The sequence below is a fragment of the Hydrogenophaga sp. genome, from assembly GCF_031426985.1.
Taxonomy (GTDB): Bacteria; Pseudomonadota; Gammaproteobacteria; order Burkholderiales; family Burkholderiaceae_C; genus Hydrogenophaga.
Genome location: NZ_JASJOY010000197.1, coordinates 1 through 17,194, shown reverse-complemented (window position 1 = coordinate 17,194; position 17,194 = coordinate 1). Strand labels below are relative to the sequence as shown.

At 69.0% G+C, this 17,194-nt stretch carries 17 protein-coding genes; 5 read left to right on the top strand and 12 right to left on the bottom strand.

What is annotated here, in order from left to right; translation table 11 throughout:
* Positions 1 to 127 precede the first annotated feature (127 nt).
* On the bottom strand, positions 128 to 421 hold the full coding sequence (locus RMP09_RS20495) for a co-chaperone GroES (RefSeq protein ID WP_305334028.1): 294 nt from the start codon (positions 419 to 421) through the stop codon (positions 128 to 130).
* A gap of 383 nt (positions 422 to 804) precedes the next feature.
* On the opposite strand from RMP09_RS20495, the gene ccoG (RMP09_RS20490) reads away from it, so the two are divergent.
* Complete coding sequence (gene ccoG, locus RMP09_RS20490) at positions 805 to 2,238, top strand: cytochrome c oxidase accessory protein CcoG (protein WP_310567820.1); 1,434 nt, start codon at positions 805 to 807, stop codon at positions 2,236 to 2,238.
* 60 nt (positions 2,239 to 2,298) lie between these two features.
* Here the strand turns inward: ccoG (RMP09_RS20490) and ytfE are convergent, their stop codons facing one another.
* The 3 genes from ytfE to fdxA all read right to left on the bottom strand — a co-directional run bounded on the left by ytfE (position 2,299) and on the right by fdxA (position 4,964).
* Positions 2,299 to 3,000, bottom strand: coding sequence for an iron-sulfur cluster repair protein YtfE (ytfE, locus tag RMP09_RS20485; protein WP_310567819.1), 702 nt, complete (start codon positions 2,998 to 3,000; stop codon positions 2,299 to 2,301).
* A gap of 189 nt (positions 3,001 to 3,189) precedes the next feature.
* Positions 3,190 to 4,617, bottom strand: a complete 1,428-nt coding sequence (ccoG, locus tag RMP09_RS20480) for a cytochrome c oxidase accessory protein CcoG (RefSeq protein ID WP_310567818.1) — start codon at positions 4,615 to 4,617, stop codon at positions 3,190 to 3,192.
* Positions 4,614 to 4,964: a ferredoxin FdxA gene (gene fdxA / locus RMP09_RS20475; protein WP_310567817.1), complete on the bottom strand. Its 351-nt coding sequence runs from the start codon at positions 4,962 to 4,964 to the stop codon at positions 4,614 to 4,616. The genes ccoG (RMP09_RS20480) and fdxA overlap by 4 nt, the downstream gene beginning before the upstream one ends.
* 290 nt (positions 4,965 to 5,254) lie before the next feature.
* On the opposite strand from fdxA, the gene RMP09_RS20470 reads away from it, so the two are divergent.
* Together RMP09_RS20470 and RMP09_RS20465 are read left to right on the top strand one after the other, a co-directional pair.
* Positions 5,255 to 7,180, top strand: a complete 1,926-nt coding sequence (locus tag RMP09_RS20470; RefSeq protein ID WP_310567816.1) for a type IV pili methyl-accepting chemotaxis transducer N-terminal domain-containing protein — start codon at positions 5,255 to 5,257, stop codon at positions 7,178 to 7,180.
* Positions 7,177 to 7,902, top strand: a complete 726-nt coding sequence (locus tag RMP09_RS20465) for a response regulator (RefSeq protein WP_310567815.1) — start codon at positions 7,177 to 7,179, stop codon at positions 7,900 to 7,902. Before RMP09_RS20470 ends, RMP09_RS20465 begins: the two co-directional genes overlap by 4 nt.
* A 144-nt stretch (positions 7,903 to 8,046) precedes the next feature.
* Here RMP09_RS20465 and RMP09_RS20460 read toward each other — a convergent pair whose 3' ends face one another.
* The 3 genes from RMP09_RS20460 to RMP09_RS20450 are packed head-to-tail and all read right to left on the bottom strand — an operon-like array spanning position 8,047 to position 11,349.
* A complete protein-coding gene (locus tag RMP09_RS20460) occupies positions 8,047 to 9,378 on the bottom strand; it encodes a sulfatase (RefSeq protein WP_310567814.1) in 1,332 nt (443 codons plus the stop codon).
* A gap of 1 nt (position 9,379) precedes the next feature.
* Positions 9,380 to 10,357, bottom strand: a complete 978-nt coding sequence (locus tag RMP09_RS20455; RefSeq protein ID WP_310567813.1) for a Bug family tripartite tricarboxylate transporter substrate binding protein — start codon at positions 10,355 to 10,357, stop codon at positions 9,380 to 9,382.
* A gap of 20 nt (positions 10,358 to 10,377) precedes the next feature.
* Complete coding sequence (locus RMP09_RS20450; protein WP_310567812.1) at positions 10,378 to 11,349, bottom strand: Bug family tripartite tricarboxylate transporter substrate binding protein; 972 nt, start codon at positions 11,347 to 11,349, stop codon at positions 10,378 to 10,380.
* A gap of 123 nt (positions 11,350 to 11,472) precedes the next feature.
* On the opposite strand from RMP09_RS20450, the gene RMP09_RS20445 reads away from it, so the two are divergent.
* Positions 11,473 to 11,979 (top strand): MarR family transcriptional regulator, encoded by a 507-nt coding sequence (locus tag RMP09_RS20445; RefSeq protein WP_310567811.1) that lies wholly within the window; start codon positions 11,473 to 11,475, stop codon positions 11,977 to 11,979.
* A 119-nt stretch (positions 11,980 to 12,098) separates the two neighbouring features.
* On the opposite strand, the gene RMP09_RS20440 is transcribed toward RMP09_RS20445, so the two are convergent.
* Genes RMP09_RS20440 through RMP09_RS20420 form a run of 5 tightly spaced genes read right to left on the bottom strand, consistent with a single transcriptional unit; the run spans position 12,099 to position 16,291 of the window.
* Positions 12,099 to 12,488, bottom strand: coding sequence for a hypothetical protein (locus RMP09_RS20440; RefSeq protein WP_310567810.1), 390 nt, complete (start codon positions 12,486 to 12,488; stop codon positions 12,099 to 12,101).
* 14 nt (positions 12,489 to 12,502) lie between these two features.
* Positions 12,503 to 13,246 (bottom strand): ABC transporter ATP-binding protein, encoded by a 744-nt coding sequence (locus tag RMP09_RS20435; RefSeq protein WP_310567809.1) that lies wholly within the window; start codon positions 13,244 to 13,246, stop codon positions 12,503 to 12,505.
* 5 nt (positions 13,247 to 13,251) lie between these two features.
* Entirely contained in the window at positions 13,252 to 14,442 is a 1,191-nt protein-coding gene (locus RMP09_RS20430) for an ABC transporter permease (protein ID WP_310567808.1), read from the bottom strand.
* Positions 14,439 to 15,647, bottom strand: a complete 1,209-nt coding sequence (locus RMP09_RS20425) for an efflux RND transporter periplasmic adaptor subunit (RefSeq protein ID WP_310567807.1) — start codon at positions 15,645 to 15,647, stop codon at positions 14,439 to 14,441. Before RMP09_RS20425 ends, RMP09_RS20430 begins: the two co-directional genes overlap by 4 nt.
* On the bottom strand, positions 15,644 to 16,291 hold the full coding sequence (locus RMP09_RS20420; RefSeq protein ID WP_310567806.1) for a TetR family transcriptional regulator: 648 nt from the start codon (positions 16,289 to 16,291) through the stop codon (positions 15,644 to 15,646). Before RMP09_RS20420 ends, RMP09_RS20425 begins: the two co-directional genes overlap by 4 nt.
* Before the next feature lie 245 nt (positions 16,292 to 16,536).
* On the opposite strand from RMP09_RS20420, the gene RMP09_RS20415 reads away from it, so the two are divergent.
* The coding region (locus RMP09_RS20415; RefSeq protein ID WP_310567805.1) for an MFS transporter at positions 16,537 to 17,194 on the top strand (658 nt) is incomplete at its 3' end.

The following is a 17,194-nucleotide window of genomic DNA, read 5'->3' as shown; positions in this document are numbered from 1 at the left end:
CGCGGGCTTCGCCGCCGAAAATGACGTCTTTTGCTGCCATGTTGATTTCTCCGGAATATTGAAAAGTTAATCAGTTGGGGACAGAGCGACCGGGCGCACAGCGCGTCGGTCGGTCAGTCCCGCAAAATCACTTGGACTCGACGACCGCGAACAGGTCGTCTTCCTTCATGACCAGCAGTTCGTTGCCGTCGACCTTGACGGTCTGGCCGCTGTACTTGCCGAACAGAACGCGGTCACCGACCTTGACGTTCATGGCGGACAGTTCGCCCTTGTCGTTTTTCTTGCCGGGACCGACAGCCAGGATTTCGCCCTGGTCGGGCTTCTCGGCGGCGGCGTCGGGGATGACGATGCCCGAGGCGGTCTTGGTTTCGCTGTCAATGCGCTTGACGATCACGCGATCGGCGAGAGGACGAAGGTTCATTGCATCTCCTGAAATGGAACGGAAAGAAAAAAGGAGGACGGGGTGAGCCGTCGATCACTTGGAGCGGTGTTAGCACTCATCTCCAGCGAGTGCTAATGATAAGGGTGGGTCCCGGCCTTTTCAAGACGGGGGTTGGTGGCGACTGCACTTTTTTCATGCACTTTTTGTCGGTGGCCGGGCGCCGGTGGATCTGCCTGGACTGCCAGAAATGGCGGTTGTGGCAGTTGGTGCGGCCTTCAGGCGGCCTGGCGTTGCAGGCAAGTGGCTGATTTTGTTGGGCTTTGTGCCTTGGCACGGATCTTGGGAAAGACCCTGGCGCGCCCGCGCACCGGCCACCGAGCTGGTCCGGGCCACCCCGAGACACCACCAAGGCCCCACCCATCATGTCCACGAGCACCGCGAACCCGCCCCTGGGGGACTCCCCGGTCCACGAGCCCGACGAGGTCGAGATTTCCCTCTACGAGTCGCGCAAGAAGATCCAGACCCGTTCGGTCACCGGCACCTTCACCCGCCTGCGCTGGGCCGCCGTCTGGTTCACCCAGATACTGTATTACGCGCTGCCCTGGTTCCACTGGAACGGTCGCCAGGCGGTGCTGTTCGACCTGCTCTCGCGCCGCTTCTACCTGGGCGGCCTGGTGCTGTACCCGCAGGACTTCATCTACCTCACCGGCCTGCTGGTGATGGCGGCGCTCTCGCTGTTCCTGTTCACCGCCGTGGCCGGCCGCCTGTGGTGCGGCTACGCCTGCCCGCAGACGGTCTATACCGAGATCTTCATGTGGATCGAAAAGACGATCGAAGGCGAGCGCGCGGCCCGCATCCGCCTGGACGATGCGCCCCTGAGCGGCGCCAAGTTCGGTCGCCGCGGCGCCAAGCACCTGGCCTGGGTGCTGTTCGCGCTGTGGACCGGCTTCACCTTCGTGGGCTACTTCACCCCGATCCGCCACCAGATGGCCGAGGCGCTGGCCGGCACCATGGGCGCCTGGCAGACCTTCTGGATCTTCTTCTACGGCTTTGCCACCTACGGCAACGCCGGCTTCATGCGCGAGCAGGTCTGCAAGTACATGTGCCCCTACGCCCGCTTCCAGAGCGCCATGTTCGACAAGGACACCCTGATCGTGACCTACGACAGCGCCCGCGGCGAACCGCGCGGCGCGCGCGGCAAGAAGGTGGACCCGAAGGACAAGGGCCTGGGTTCCTGCGTGGACTGCACCCTGTGCGTGCAGGTCTGCCCCACCGGCATCGACATCCGCCAGGGCCTGCAGTACGAGTGCATCGGCTGCGGCGCCTGCGCCGACGTGTGCGACGAGGTGATGGACAAGTTCGGCTACGCGCGCGGCCTGGTCAAGTACTCGACCCAGAACGCACTGACCGGTGGCTGGGACACGGCGCAGATCGTGCGCCGCGCCCTGCGCCCGCGGGTGCTGATCTATTCGGCCGTGCTGGCCGCCATCGCGGTGGCCGTGGGCGTGAGCCTGTATCTGCGCGTGCCCATGAAGGTGGACGTGATCCGCGACCGAGGCGCCCTGGCGCGCATGGTGGAAAAAGGCCGGATCGAAAACGTCTACCGCCTGCAGATCATGAACGCCACCGAAGACCTGCAGCGGGTGGGCCTGGCCGTGACCGGCATGGAGGGCATCACCCTCGCGTCCGAGCCGCTGGTCGAGGTGCTGCCCACCGAGGTGCGCTCCGTGGCCGTGCGGGTGCAGGTCCCGCCGGGAGCGGGCAGCGGCTCACATCCCATCGTGTTCCAGCTGCGGTCGCAGAACGACGCGGACATCCAGCTGGACGAAAAGACCACGTTCCTGGTGCCGCGCTGAGCGCGTGCTCCGGTGCAGGCGCGGCCGGTCAGGGCCGCCCGCGCCGGGCGTCAGTGGCCATCAGGCGCAGCTGCAGGCGCCGCCGCAACCGCCGGCGGTTTCAAACCGGGGGAACAGCACGTTGTTCTCCAGGTGGATGTGGCTGATCAGGTCGTCGGTCAGCTGCGCGGTGCCGGCGAACAGGGCGCGCCAGGTGTTGCAGGCGCCGGGCGGCGGGGTGTGGTCCTGGGTCAGGGCGGCCAGCTGGTCCAGCAGCGCGCCGTGGCCGGTGTGTTCGTCGCGCATCGTGCCGATGGGGCTGCCCAGGCCGGCGGCACCGCTTTCGATGGCGGGGAACAGCACCTGTTCTTCTTTCTCCATGTGCTCCAGCAGCTCGACTTCCATGTTTTCGAGCAGGTCCGCCAGGCCCGCGGGCACGGCCGGGTGGTCGCGGTGCACCGCCTCCACGCGCCGCGCCATGCGGATCAGCTCGGGCAACTGCTCGCGGTGCACCGCGTGGTAGCGCGTGAGGATGTGGTCGATCAGCGCCGCCGGGTCCTGCGCGTCGGGCGCCTGGTCGTCGCGTTGCAGGCCGGCCAGCTCGGCCAGCACGGCCGCGGTGTCCAGCCCTTTGCTGGCGCAGGCCTGTGCCAGCGGCACCTGGCCGCCGCAGCAGAAGTCCAGCTTGAGGCGGCGGAAAACGGCGGTGGCGCCGGGCAGGTCGACGGCGATCTGGCCGATGGCCTGTTGCTCGGAGAGGCGTTCTTGGGCGACGGTGGTCATGGGTGTCCTTTTAAAGATTCATTGCCAATGCATGTATTGGGCCATGAAAAACATTTCGAGGGCATATTCCCTTCGACCGAGTCCGGGCATCCGGACGAACGACCCCGCCCGGCCTGTGACGGACCCGGTGGGCCGGCCACGGCGTGTGCGCCAGCGCGGCGCACGCAGGCCGTGCGTGGCCGTGGCGGATCAGCGGGGCACGATGAAGGCCGCCTCGACGCGCGCGGCCGGCCGGCCCCCGCCCGCCGCGTCCACCGGCACGATCTGCACGGTGGCGTGCAGCGTCTGGCCCGCGTGGCGCTGGGCGGCGTCGGCGGGCAGCACCAGGCGCAAGGGCACCGAGGCGCTGCTGGCCGCGCCCACCGAAAGGGTGGTGGCCGAGTCGATGCGCAGGCCCGGCACGCCCTGCACGTCCAGGCGGTAGTCGCGCGCCGTTTCCTGGCTGTTGGTCACCTGCAGCCGGTAGGTGTTTTCGATCGCGCCCCGCTGGACCATGCGCGCCAGCGAGCCGCGGTCCTTGATCAGCACGGCGCTGACGTCGCTGCGGTGGCCCAGGCTCCAGAGCCAGGCCACGCTCAGCGCGGCGAGCAGGGCGCCATAGATCAGCACGCGCGGGCGCCAGACGCGCCGCAGCATCTGGCGCGCGCTCCAGCCCTGGGCCACGGCGTTGCCGGTGGTGTAGCGGATCAGGCCCTGGGGGTAACCCATCTTGTCCATCACGTCGTCGCACACGTCGATGCAGGCCGCGCAGGCGATGCATTCGTTCTGCAGGCCGTTGCGGATGTCTATGCCGGTCGGGCAGACCTGCACGCACAGGGTGCAGTCCACGCAGTCGCCCAGGCCGGCGGGGCGTTCTTCGGCCTTGCGCGAGCGCGGGCCGCGGCTTTCGCCGCGCGCGCCGTCGTAGGCGATGACCAGCGAGTCCATGTCGATCAGCGCGCTCTGGAAGCGGGCGTAGGGGCACATGTACTTGCACATCTGCTCGCGCAGGTAACCGGCGTTGCCGTAGGTGGCCGCGGCGTAGAACAGCACCCAGAACCACAGCCAGGGCGACTGCGCCGGGTCCAGCAGCGCTGGCGCCAGTTCGCGGATCGGGTGGAAGAAGCCCACGAAGGTGAAGCCGGTGAGCAGCGCCAGGCCGATCCAGCCGGCCTGCTTGGCGCCCTTGCGCGAGAGCTTGTGCAGCGACCAGGGCTGGGCGTCCAGCCGCATGCGGGCCGAGCGGTCGCCTTCGGTCTTGCGCTCGATCCACAGGAACATCTCGGTGTAGACCGTCTGCGGGCAGGCGTAGCCGCACCACAGGCGCCCGGCGATGGCGGTGAAGAAGAACAGCGCCAGCGCGCTGATCACCAGCAGGGCCGCGAGGTAGATGAAGTCCTGCGGCTGCAGCACCAGGCCCAGCACATAGAAGCGGCGCTGTTCCAGGTCGAACAGCAGGGCCTGGCGCCCGTTCCACTGCAGCCAGGGCATGCCGTAGAAGAACAGCTGCGTGACCCACACCATGACCCAGCGCCAGCGCGCAAAGACGCCGGTGACCGAGCGCGGGTAGATCTTGATGCGGCTCTCGTACAGCGAGCGGGTGACCGGGTCGTTCGTCGGGGGTTGGGCGGTGCTCATGGGGTGTCCGTGTGGGCCGGATCGCGCCGGTCCAGTTCGCTGGCCTTGTCCTGGACCTGGGCCCATTCATCGGCGTCGGGCAGGGCGGCCACGCTGCGGGTGATGACGGGCCAGTCTTCGCTGAGCTCGGCGTTGATGGGGATGAACCGGCGCTGTGTTGACGGCACGTCGGCATCGAAGAAAATGGCCGATACCGGGCATTCGGGCACGCAGACGGCGCAGTCGATGCAGTCGTCCGGGCGGATGACCAGCATGTTCCGGCCAGCGCGGAAGGCGTCGGTCGGGCAGACATCGACGCAGTCCGTGTAGCGGCACCGGATGCAGGCCTCGGTGACAACGTGGGTCATGGCGGGTGGGCTAGAAAGATTCATATTCTATGAATCTTTCTAGCCGCGTGACCCGATGACGCCGATGACCTCGGCGTTTGAACGGTTACAGTGCCCCCTTCTTCGGGCGCTGGCCCGGCAGGCCAGCCACGGGCTGCAAGGCCTGGTGCACGGGGGAGCTGCCGCCGGTGTCACGGCGTTCCCCTTTTTTCTGGTTGTGGCGATGGTCGCAGCCCTCAGAATCGGATTCCACCGGGTTCTTTTCCACAGGTTTCGCTTCGATCACGCCTGCCGCCAGCCTCCTCTGAACGATGAGCCAAAACGCCTCCCTGTCCGCCAAGCTGGTCCGCATCGGTGCGGCCCTGCTGGTGCTGGCGCTGGCCTCGATCGGCCTGACCCTGTGGGTGACCTGGCAGCTCGAAGGCGGCGCCGCCGCCGTCAACGAGGCCGGGCGCATGCGCATGCAGACCTGGCGCCTGACCAGTGCGGTGCAGGCCGGGCGGCCGGACGCCGAGGTGCAGGCGCTGGTGCAGCGCTTCGACGAAGGCCTGGCCCTGCTGCGCGAGGGCGATGCCACGCGGCCGCTCTTCGTGCCCTGGGACCCGGACGTCCGGCGCGAGTTCACCAGCGTCGAGCGGCTGTGGCAGCAGCAGCGCGCGCTGTGGACGGCGCCGATGCAGCCCGACGACCCGGTGCTGCTGCACACGGCCGATGAATTCGTGATGGCCATCGACCGCCTGGTGCTGGCCATCGAACACCAGCTCTCGGGCTTCACGGCGCTGCTCAACCTGTTCCAGTTCGCCATGATGGCGCTGGCGATCGCGGCCGCCGTGGTCATGCTGTTCACCGGTTACCAATATGTGATCAACCCGCTGGCGCACCTGCGGCGCGGGCTGGCGCAGGTCGAGGGTGGCCAGTTCGGCACCCGGATCGATGTGGACTCGCAGGACGAGTTCGGGCAGGTGGCGGCCGGCTTCAACCGCATGGCGGCCACCCTGCAGTCGCTCTACCAGGGGCTGGAGGCCAAGGTGGCGGCCAAGACCGAGCGCGTCGAGGCCCAGCGCGCGCGGCTCGAAGCGCTGTACGAGGTCAGCGCCTTCCTGGCCAAGGCCAACACCATCGAAGAACTGTCCAAGGGCTTCTCGCAGCGCGTGCGCACGGTCATGAGGGCCGACGCGGTGGTGGTGCGCTGGTCCGACGAGGCCAACCAGCGTTACCTGATGCTGGCGTCCGACTGTTTCCCGCAGGAGATGCAGGCCGAAGAACGCAGCCTGATCGCCGGCGCCTGCGCCTGCGGCAACCTGGCGCCCGATGCGCGCACGCGGGTCATCCCCATCCACAACCACGAGGCCGCGCCCATGCGCCACTGCGCGCGGGTGGGCTACCAGAACCTGGTGAGCGTGCCGGTGCGGCTGCAGCAGCGCCTGATCGGCGAGATCGACCTGTTCTTCCGCAGCGAGGTGCAGCTCAGCGTCGATGAAACCGAGTTGCTGGACGCGCTGGCCAGCCACCTGGCCAGCGCGCTCGAAGGCCTGCGCGCGGCCGCGCTGGAGCGCGAGGCGGCCGTCGGCGAAGAGCGCGCCTTGCTGGCGCGCGAGCTGCACGATTCGATCGCCCAGTCGCTGGCGTTCCTGAAAATCCAGGCCCAGCTGCTGCGCAGCGCGGTGCAGAAGCAGCAGCCCGAGAAGGTGCAGTCCACGCTGGACGAGCTCGACACCGGCCTGAAGGAAAGCATCAACGATGTGCGCGAGCTGCTGGTGCACTTTCGCACCCGCACCAACACCGGCGACATCCAGGCGGCGCTGCAGGAAACGCTGCAGAAGTTCCAGCACCAGACCGGCCTGCCCACGCGCCTGCAGCTCGACGGCGACGGGCTGCCCCTGCCGGCCGACGTGCAGGTGCAGGTGCTGCACGTGGTGCAGGAAGCCCTGTCCAACGTGCGCAAGCACGCCGGTGCCAGCCACGTGAGCCTGGACGTGCACAAGGGCGCGCAGTGGCGCTTCGTGGTGCGCGACAACGGGAGCGGGTTCGACACCGCGCAGCGGCACGGTGAAACCCACGTGGGCACCAAGATCATGCGCGAGCGGGCCGAACGGATCGGCGCCACGGTGCAGATCCAGTCCCAACCGGGGCAGGGCACCTCCGTCACCCTGACCCTGCCGACCGACCCCGTGACCGCCATCAGCGTGGGCACCGTGGGCCTGAATGTGTCCGAATCCGTACTGACCACCCCATGAGCCCACCCATTCAGCTGCTGCTGGTTGATGACCACAACCTGTTCCGCCGCGGCCTGAAGGCCTTGCTGGAGCAGGACGATCGATTCGAAGTGATCGCCGAGGCCGGTGATGTCGGGGAGGCGCTGCGCTGTGTGCAGCACCAGCGGCCCGACGTGATCCTGCTGGACAACCACCTGCCCGGCGTGCGCGGCATCGACGCGATCCCGGCGCTCAAGGAGGCGGCGCCCACCGCGCGGGTGCTGATGCTGACGGTGAGCGAGAACGAGAACGACCTGGCCGGGGCGCTGCAGGCCGGCGCCGACGGTTACCTGCTCAAGACGGTGGAGTCCGACCAGCTGTGCGAAACCATCGTCAAGGTGATGAACGGCGAATCGGTCATCAGCCCGGAGATGATGACCAAGCTGGTGGCGGTGTTCCGTTCGCGCCCGTCGGCGGGCTTGCCTTCGCCTGTGCCGCAGCCCTTGCCGACCCATGCACCGGTCAGCGCGCCGGCGCCGCTGGAGCCGGTGCGCGAAGCCGCGGCGGGCGCGGACCTGCTGTCGCCGCGCGAGCGCGAGATCCTGCTGCTGATCGCGCGCGGCGACAGCAACAAGCTGATCGCGCGCGAGCTGGACATCGCCGAGACCACGGTGAAGATCCATGTGCAGCACATCCTGCGCAAGCTCGGTCTCAGCTCACGTGTGCAGGCCGCGGTGTACGCCACCAACCTCCGGCTGGCCTGAGGGCCGGCGCAGGCGGGGCTGGCGAGCTGCGCCGCCGGACAAGCTGGGTCAGACCGCCTCCGTGCCGCCACGGCGCCGCATGCCCCTTTTGCCCCCCCTTGCCCCCAGGGGGCCCCAGCCCCGCGCACGGCCGCCGCGGCGGCCTCAGCGTTGCGGCATGGCCTGGGCGCCGTAGCCCAGGCTGACGCTGGCGTCGGCCGGGATCGGCGGTATGGTCGCGTTCCAGGCCTCCCAGCGCGCGCGCATGTCGGCCAGGCGTTGCGGCTCCAGCGGCGCGCGGTTGGCGCGCTCGCGCGCGTCGGCGGCGATGTTGAACAGGTACTCGTGGCCGTCGACCATCAGGTACTTCCAGTCGCCTTCGCGCAGCGCGCGCTGGCCGCGGTGGTTCATGCGCCAGTGCATCGGCCGCTCGAAACGGTGCGCCGGATCGTTCAGCAGCGCCGCCAGCGACACCCCGTCCAGCGGGTAGTCCGGGTGCGGCTGGCCGCCACCGAGTTCGAGCATGGTGGCCGACCAGTCCATGGTCAGGCAGTGCTGGCCGCTGACCGAGCCGGGCGGGATCACCGCCGGCCAGTGCGCGATCCAGGGCACGCGGATGCCGCCCTCGGTCAGGTCCATCTTGCCGCCCACCAGCGGCCAGTTGTCGCTGAACCGCTCGCCGCCGTTGTCGCTGGTGAAGACGATCAGCGTGTTCTCCAGCAGGCCTTCTTCACGCAGCGCCGCCACCAGCCAGCCGATGCCCTCGTCCATGTGGTGGATCATGCGGCGGTAGGCCTCGACGCTGCCGCCCTGCAGGTGGAACAGGTTCTTCGCCACCTCGGGCGCCACGTGCGCGTCGTCGCGCGTCTCCCAGGGCCAGTGCGGCGCGGTGTAGTGCAGGCTCAGGAAGAAGGGCGTGCCGGCGCGGGCTTCGTCGGCGCGGGCCTGGACCTGTTCGACCGCCTTGCGCGAGAACACGTCGGTCAGGTAGCCCACTTCCTTGTGGCTGTCCTCGTTGAGGTAGAGGTCGTGGTCGCCGGCGCCGCTGCAGTGGGTGAAGTAGTCGACCCCGCCGGCCATGATGCCGAAGAACTCCTCGTAACCCGAACGCCGCGGGCCAAAGTGCGGCGGGTAGCCCAGGTGCCACTTGCCGACCAGCGCGGTGCGGTAGCCCGCGTCTTTCAGCAGCGAGGGCAGGGTCGGCATCTCGGGTGGCAGGCCCAGCGTCGCACTGCCCTTGCTGCGGCTGTTGATCGGTTCGTCCAGCGCGCCGCGCAGGCGGTACTGCCAGCGCATGGTGGCCATGGCAAAACGCGTGGGCGAACACACCGGCGAGTTGCTATAGCCCTCGGTGAGCTTCAGGCCGCCCGCGGCCAGCGCGTCGATGTGCGGTGAAACGGCGCCGAAGCCGGCGGGTCGGCCGCCGTAGCAGCCCAGGTCGGCGTAGCCGAGGTCGTCGCTGACGACGTAGATGATGTTGGGGCGCTTCGCGGCCATCTCAGTCCGCCTTCATGCCGGTCGACTGCACGATCGCGCCGTAACGTTGCTGCATGTCCGACAGCCGTTTGGAGGCGGCGGCGCCGGTCAGTCCTTCGTAGAACAGGTCCAGCGACTTCATGCGCTCCTTCATGTCGGGTCGTTGCAGTGCCTCGTTGATGCCCTTGGCCAGTGTCTGCACCACAGTGTCGGGCGTGGCCGCCGGCACCATGACCAGGTACAGCACCTCCAGCTCCAGCGCCTTCAGACCCAGCTCGGCCACGGTGGGCAGTTGCGGGGCCAGCTGCGAGCGGCGGGCGCTGGTCACGGCCAGGGGGTTGATCTTGCCGGCCTGCACATGGGGCAGCATGCCGGGCGTGGCCAGGATGCCGCCATCGACCTCGCCGCTGAGCACGGCGGTCACGGCCGGGGTGTTGCCCTTGTAGGGGATGTGGGTGATCCGGACCGGCGTGCTGTTGGAGAGCACGGCCGCGGCGAGGTGGCCCGGGCTGCCATTGCCACCCGAACTGAAGTTCAGCGATTTCTGGCGGCCCTTGCTCAGCAGGTCGCCAAAGGTCTTGATGCCGGTGGCGGGGTGGGTGCCGATCAGCAGGCCGGATGACGCCATGATCACCACCGGCTTGAGGTCGCCGGGCTTGAACGGCATGCTGGGGTAGAGGTGCGGGTTGACGGTGAAGGCGGTGTCGATGCCGAACAGCACGGTGTAGCCGTCGGGCGCCGACTTGGCGACCTGGGCCGCGCCGATGTTGCCACTGGCACCGGCCTTGTTCTCCACGATGAAGCTCTGCTTGAGCGACTCCTGCAAGCTCGCCGCGACCGACCGCGCCAGGATGTCCGACGGCCCCCCGGGCGGGAAATTGTTGACCAGGGTGACGGTCTTGGCCGGGTACGCGGCTTGGGCCAGGGCGGCGGTGCTGCCCAGTGCAGACAGCGCGGTGCAGGCCAGGGCGGCGAGGGTGTGGCGACGGGTCAGGTTCATGGGGGTCTCGATAAAAAGGGTCAGTCCAGTTGCACGCCGGTGGCCTTGATCGGGGCCTCCCAGCGTTTGAGGTCAGTGGCCTGAGCGGTGGCCAGTTCGGCGGACGTGGAGCCCACCGGTTCGTAGCCCTGCTCAATCAGTTTGGCACGCAGTGCGGGCGTGCGCACCGCCTGGGCCACGGCGGCGCTGATGCGGTCGCGCACCTGGGGCTTGAGGCCGGCTGGCCCGTACATGGCAAACCAGGCGGTGGCCACCATGTCCACGCCCTGTTCTTTCAATGTGGGCACCTCGGGCACCTGCGGGTCGCGCTGGGCACCGGTCACGCCGATGATGCGCACCTTGCCCGCGCGGTGCAGTTCGGCGGTTTCGGTCACCACGTCGAACTTGTAGTGGATGTGCCCGCCCAGCAGCGCCGTGTTGGCCGGGCCGCCGCCCTGGAAGGGCACGTGGGTCAGCTCGGCGCCGGCCTTCTGGCCGAACAGCACGCCCATGAAATGCGGCAGCGTGCCCGACCCCGGCGTGCCGTAGGTGGCGGCGCCGGGCGCTGCCTTGGCCTTGGCCTTGGCCAGCATCTCGGCCACGGTCTTGGCGCCCGCGGCGGGGCCGGCGACCACGCTGAACTGGAAGTGCGCGATCTGCGAGATGGGCGTGAAGTCCGCCACCGCGTCGTAGTCCAGCTTTTTGTAGACGTGCGGGAACAGCACCATGGGGCCGCTGGGCAGAAGGATCACCGTCTGCCCGTCGGCCGGCGCGCGCTTGACCTGGCCCAGCGCGATGCGGCCGCCCGCGCCCGGCTTGTTCTCCACGATCACCTGGGAAAAGTCGTTTTTCAGCCCCTCGGCCATCAGCCGCGCCAGCAGGTCGGCCGAGCCGCCGGGCGGAAAGCCGACCACGATCTTCAGCGGCGGCTGGTCCTGCGCCTGCGCCGGCAGGGCCAAGCCGGTCAGGGCGGTCAGCGACAGGGCGCTGGCCAGCAGGGTGCGTTTGTGCATGGGCGGTCTCCGGGTTGATGTGTGTCAAACGGGTTTGCCCCGCTGCAGGGCCGCATGCTAGGGGCCGACAATCAATTGCAGAAATCAATCCTTCCCGGTGTTTTCCCTGAACCCGACTGGCCCATGCGCAACGACACCGACCCGCTGCAGGAACCGCAGCAGCAAGACGACCTGCTGCTCTACCGGCTCTACCGCGTCCACGCCACCGCCGGGCCGCTGGTGGTGCGCATGTGCGAGCGCGAGTTCGGCATCACCCGGCGCGAATGGCGGGTGCTGTCCTACCTGGCGCAGGTCGAGGGCGTGCAGTCGTCCAAACTGGCGGTGCACGCCATGCTCGACCGCGCCCGCACCTCGCGCGCCCTCACCGCGCTGGCCGACAAAGGCCTGGTGCGGCGCGAGCCCAAGCCGTCCGACCGGCGTGAAGTGCATGTGTTCCTGACCGACGAAGGCCGGCGCGTTTACGCCGTGGTGTTCCCGCGCATCGCCGCCATCCAGCGTGAACTGCTGGCGCCTTTCAGCGCGGCGGAGCGGCGGCTGCTGAGCGAGATGCTGGCCCGCCTGCAGGCCAGCGCCACGCGGCTGAACCCGGGCGGCGATCCACTGGCGCCGCTGGACGACGCGCCCGACTGAGCGCAGGTCGGCCGCGTCCTGGCCCGCCGCGCCCAGCGGGTGGACGATTGCGTGCACCCGCCGGGGCGGGATCTCGGCGCCGCCCGAAACGTGCGCTCCGAGGCGCACCGGCCGGCCGCTCAGGTGCGCGCCGTCGCTGCCCGCTGAGCCACCACCGCCACCACCGCCCAGAAGCCCAGGCGCAGCGCCAGCGCGCCCACAGTGCGCATTTCGAAGGCGCCGCCGCCCAGCACATGCAGCCCGAAGGCCGCGGCCACCAGGGCGGTGCCCAGCGCCAGTGCCGTCGCGAGCCACCGCCCCCAGCGCTCGCCGCGCCACAGGCCCAGCCCGGCCGCCACATAGGCGAAACCCGCCAGAAAGTTGAACCACAGCACATAGCCCACGGTGTGGCCCAGCGCCGCGCGGGTGGCGGCGTCGCCAAACAGGCCCTGCCAGCCGCTGAACACGGTGAGCGCGCCGAACACCACGGCGATGCCGGCCAGGATTTTCAGGGGTCGTGACGGGGTCATGGAGTCTCCTGTGCTCAAGGGGTTGCGGGGGTGGGGGTGTCGTCCAGTGCGCGGCCTTCGCCGGCTTCTTCCACCGTCTGGCCGTCGCGGATGTGGTAGATCCGCTTGAAGGTCGGGATGATCTTTTCGTCGTGCGTCACCACGATGATGGCGGTCTGCGCCTGCCGCGCCATCTGGTTGAGGATGCGCATCACGGCCAGCGCGCGCTCGCTGTCCAGCGGCGCGGTGGGCTCGTCGGCCAGGATCACCGGCGGCTTGTTGGCCAGCGCGCGGGCGATGGACACCCGCTGCTGTTCACCGCCCGAGAGTTGCGAGGGCTCGGCCTGGGCGCGGTGCTGCACGTCCAGCGCGGTCAGCAGTTCCAGCGCGCGTTCGCGCGCCTGTGCGTTCGGCTGGCCCGCCAGCATGGGCAGCAGGGCCACGTTGTCGGTCACGTCCAGAAACGGAATCAGGTAGGGCGCCTGGAAGACGAAGCCGATGCGGTCGCGCCGCAACGCGCGCAGGTCGTTCACGGTCCAGCCGTTGTCGTAGATCACCTCGTTGCCCAGCGTCATCTTGCCGCTGGTGGGTTCGATGATGGCGCCCAGGCACTTGAGCAGCGTGCTCTTGCCCGAGCCCGAGGGCCCGACCAGGCCGACCACCTCGCCGGGCGCCACCTGCATGTTCACGTGTTTCAGGGCTTCCACGGCCGTGTCGCCGTGGCCGTAGACCTTGCGCAGGCCTTCGATCAGGATGCCGCCTTGAGAGAGATTTGTCATGGGGTTCATCCGATCGCCGCGCCCGGGTCCACCTTCAGCGCCACCCGGATCGCCAGCGTGCTGGCCAGCGCGCAGATCACCAGCGTGAGCACCAGGCCGGTGACCGAATCGCCCGGCAGCAGCAGCACGAATTTGGGGAAGGCCGGCGCCCAGAGCGTGGCCGCCACCTTGCCCACCGCAAAGCCGATCAGGCCCAGGCCCAGCGCCTGCTGCAGGATCATGCCGGCGATGGTGCGGTCGCGCGTGCCGATGAGCTTGAGCACCGCGATCTCGCGCAGCTTGCCCATGGTCATGGTGTAGATGATGAAGGCCACGATGGCCGCGCTCACGACCGCCAGGATGACGAGGAACATGCCGATCTGTTTGGCCGAATTGGCGATCAGCTTGACGATCAGGATGTCTTCCATCTGGTCGCGGGTGTGCACGCTCAGGTGCTTCCAGCGCCGGATCGGCTCGGCCACCTGTTCGGCGGTGAAGCCGGGCGCGATCTGCACCAGCACCGCGTTCACGCTGCGGCTGCTGGTCTGCAGGGCCTGCACCGCTTCGAGCAGGCCGGGGCTGCCCGGGCGGTTGAAGGCCGGGTTGGCGGCGGTGCGCGCGCGCTCGTTGACGATGGCGTCGTTGTCTTTCAGGAACTGCGTTTCCTGCGCGTCCTTCATGGGCACGAACAGCATCGGGTCGCCGCCCGACGACACCATGCGCCGCGTCAGCCCCACCACGGTGTAATCGTGGCGGCGGATGCGCACCACATCGCCCAGCGCAAAGCCGGTCTTCACATCGGCCACCGCCTCGTAGTGGTTGCGCGTGATGTGGCGGCCCGCCACCAGGTAGCCGGGCGCGCCGGGCATGCCGGGCTCCATGCCAACCACCATCACGCGACTGTCCTGGCCGCCTTGCTGCACCTGCATGGTGAGGTAGGCGACGTTGGCCGCCGCCGCCACGCCCGGCATGCCGCGCACGCTGCGCACCACGTCGTCCTTGAGGCTCGACGATTCGGCGTACGGACCCTGCGTGTCTTTCTGCACCACCCACAGGTCGGCGCGGCTGTTGGACAGCAGCGCGTGCGCGTCGTCCACCATGCCGCGGTACACGCCCGCCATGGTCAGCGTCACGCCGATCAGCAGCCCCAGGCCCAGCCCGGTCAGCACGTACTTGCTCCAGCCGTGCAGGATGTCGCGGCCCGCTAGGCTGATCACTTTTTGGCCCCCGCCGGCACCAGCTGCTCCACCACCGCGATGCGCGTGCCGGGCTTGAGCGCGCTCTGGCTGTAGCGCACCACCGTGTCGCCCACGTTCAGGCCGTCCAGCACCTGCACCTGGCCGTCCAGGCCCTGCACGCCCAGCGTCACCGGCGCGAAGCTGAGCGCGCCGTCCTGGAGCCGCCACACGCCGGTGCGGCCCTCGTGCTGCACCACCGCCGCGTTGGGCAGCAGCGGGCGCTCGGCCGTGGGCGGCAGCTGCAGTGTCACCTCGGCCATCTCGCCCACCGAAGCGCCCAGCGACACGCCCGCGGGCGGCGCGTCAAACGCCACCATCGCCAGCCGCTCCTCGGTCACGGCGTCGGCCAGCGCCTCGACCCGCGTGACCTTGCCGGCCAGCGTTTCACCCGGCCGCGAGCGCAGGGTGATGCGCGCCACCAGTCCCGGTGCTAGCCCGGCGCTGCGGCCCTGGTCCACCCGCAGCTTCACCCACAGGCTGGCCGGGTCTATCAGCCGCAGCACGGCCTGGCCGGCCACCACCGTGGTGCCGGCCTCGGCCTCGCGGGCGGTCACCACCGCCGCCGCCGGTGCCACCAGTTTCAGGTTGCCGCGCTGCTGGGCCAGCGCCGCGCGCTCGGCGCGCAGCCGCGCCATGTCCTGTGCGCTGCCGCTCAGGTTGGCCTGTGCGGCGGCCACGCCCGCGCTGGCCGACGCGACCTCCTGCGACCGCGCTTCCAGCGCCCCGGCGCTGATGAAGGCCTGCCGTGCCAGGTCTTCATTGCGTTTCAGATTCGCCGCCGCCAGCGCGCGCCGCGCCTGCGCGTCGGCCACCTGCGCGCCCGCCGCCTGCTGCGCGCTCTGTGCGCGGGCGAGCGAGGCGTCCAGCGCCGCCAGCCGCTGGTCCAGGTCCACCGGGTCCATCTCGGCCAGTGGCTGGCCCGGCAGCACCGTCTGGCCCACATCCACCTGCACGCTGCGCACGCGCCCGGCCACCGTCGGCCCCACCATCCAGCTGCGCCGCGCCTCCACCTGGCCAATGCCAAAAATCTCGGGCGCCACACGGCCCTGGGTCACCTGCGTCACCTGCACCTTCACCGGCGCCAGCGGCCCGGTGCGCAGTGCCACAAACGCCAGCGCGCCCACCAGCGCGAGCGCCAGGCCGCCCAGCAGCAGGCGGCGCGTGTTTTGGGGTTTCATCGTCATGCGGGGGTCTCCTGGGGGCTGCGCCGGGTCCGGCTGGGCGGCGCGGCCACCGCTTGTTGAAAAAGGTCGAACACGGCGGGCGCCAGCGGGCGGATGGCCGCCACCTGGCCGCTCAGCAGCGACTGCATCACCAGCCCCTGCACCGAGCCGATGAACAGCACGGCCGCGGCCTGCAGGTTGGTGCCCGGTGCCAGCTGCCGCGCCGCCTGCGCCCGCTGCAGCAGGCCGGTGATCAGGTGGCGGTAGTCCTGCATCAGCCCGCGCACGCGGGCCTTCAGCGGGGTGTCTTCGGGGCGCTGCAGCTCCTGAAAAATCACCCGCGGCACGCCGGGCTGTTCCAGCACGAAATCCACGTGCGCCATGAACACCGCGCGCAGCGCCACCAGCGGCGGGGCTTGCGTCTCGGCCGCCGCGTGCAGGCGGGCCAGCAGGTCGTGGTGGACGGTGTCCATCACCGCCAGCCAGATCGCGGCCTTGCTCTCGAAATGGCGGAACACCGCGCCCTGCGTGATGCCCACGGCCAAGGCCAGGTCGGCGGTGGTCACGTCGGCCGGGCTGCGCTGCGCGGCCAGGGCCAGCGCGGCCGCCACCAGGCTGGCCTGGCGCTGCTCGGTGGCTTGTTTGGGGGTGCTCAGGGCTGGCATGGTTTTGAATGTAATTCATTAATTACTTATGTTCAAGCGGGCGTTCACCCCGAGGTCAGCCAGAACCGGAGCGCCTTCCTGTTTGATCTGGCGCAAACCGGTCTGAAAAATCCAAAGGCGTAGTTCTTCCGGACGATGGGCTTGCGTGGGCGCCTCCTCCTTCTGCCGTGGTCGTGTGTGCCTCCGGTGGATGTTCAGCCTTGCGCCGAACAGGGACATTCATGCCATGTCCTTTGGAGAAAAACATGGCTTCGGAACTGAGGAATGAAAGAAAGGCCTGGTCGGTCCTGATCGTCAGCACGCTGGCGTTCACGGTCTGCTTCATGGTCTGGATGATGTTCGGCGTGATCGGCATCCCGATCAAGAAGATGCTGAACCTCAACGCGACCGAATTCGGTCTGCTGACCGCGATGCCGGTGCTCACCGGCTCGCTGATCCGGGTGCCGCTGGGCATCTGGACCGACCGCTTCGGCGGCCGCATCGTCATGGCGATCCTGATGGCGATCACCGTGCCGGCGATCTACCTGATGAGCTACGCCACCGAATACTGGCACTTCCTGACCATCGGCCTGTTCGTCGGCCTGGCCGGCGGCTCCTTCTCGGTCGGCACGCCCTACGTCGCGCGCTGGTTCCCCAAGAGCCGCCAGGGCATGGCCATGGGCGTGTACGGCGCAGGCAACTCGGGCTCGGCGGTCAACAAGTTTGTGGCCCCGGTGCTGCTGGTCGCCTTCGGCTGGACCATGGTGCCGCAGGTGTACGCGGCCATCATGCTCGGCACCCTGGTGCTGTTCTGGCTGTTCAGCCACAGCGACCCGTCGCACCTGGTGCCCAGCCACGTGAAGTTCAGCGACCAGCTCAAGGCGCTGAAGGACCCCAAGGTCATCAAGTACTGCCAGTACTACA

Coding starts and splice junctions, on each gene's coding strand:
- RMP09_RS20495 (WP_305334028.1), bottom strand. CDS start 421: ATGAACCTTCGTCCTCTCGCCGATCGCGTGATCGTCAAGCGCATTGAC.
- ccoG (WP_310567820.1), top strand. CDS start 805: ATGTCCACGAGCACCGCGAACCCGCCCCTGGGGGACTCCCCGGTCCAC.
- ytfE (WP_310567819.1), bottom strand. CDS start 3,000: ATGACCACCGTCGCCCAAGAACGCCTCTCCGAGCAACAGGCCATCGGC.
- ccoG (WP_310567818.1), bottom strand. CDS start 4,617: ATGAGCACCGCCCAACCCCCGACGAACGACCCGGTCACCCGCTCGCTG.
- fdxA (WP_310567817.1), bottom strand. CDS start 4,964: ATGACCCACGTTGTCACCGAGGCCTGCATCCGGTGCCGCTACACGGAC.
- RMP09_RS20470 (WP_310567816.1), top strand. CDS start 5,255: ATGAGCCAAAACGCCTCCCTGTCCGCCAAGCTGGTCCGCATCGGTGCG.
- RMP09_RS20465 (WP_310567815.1), top strand. CDS start 7,177: ATGAGCCCACCCATTCAGCTGCTGCTGGTTGATGACCACAACCTGTTC.
- RMP09_RS20460 (WP_310567814.1), bottom strand. CDS start 9,378: ATGGCCGCGAAGCGCCCCAACATCATCTACGTCGTCAGCGACGACCTC.
- RMP09_RS20455 (WP_310567813.1), bottom strand. CDS start 10,357: ATGAACCTGACCCGTCGCCACACCCTCGCCGCCCTGGCCTGCACCGCG.
- RMP09_RS20450 (WP_310567812.1), bottom strand. CDS start 11,349: ATGCACAAACGCACCCTGCTGGCCAGCGCCCTGTCGCTGACCGCCCTG.
- RMP09_RS20445 (WP_310567811.1), top strand. CDS start 11,473: ATGCGCAACGACACCGACCCGCTGCAGGAACCGCAGCAGCAAGACGAC.
- RMP09_RS20440 (WP_310567810.1), bottom strand. CDS start 12,488: ATGACCCCGTCACGACCCCTGAAAATCCTGGCCGGCATCGCCGTGGTG.
- RMP09_RS20435 (WP_310567809.1), bottom strand. CDS start 13,246: ATGACAAATCTCTCTCAAGGCGGCATCCTGATCGAAGGCCTGCGCAAG.
- RMP09_RS20425 (WP_310567807.1), bottom strand. CDS start 15,647: ATGACGATGAAACCCCAAAACACGCGCCGCCTGCTGCTGGGCGGCCTG.
- RMP09_RS20420 (WP_310567806.1), bottom strand. CDS start 16,291: ATGCCAGCCCTGAGCACCCCCAAACAAGCCACCGAGCAGCGCCAGGCC.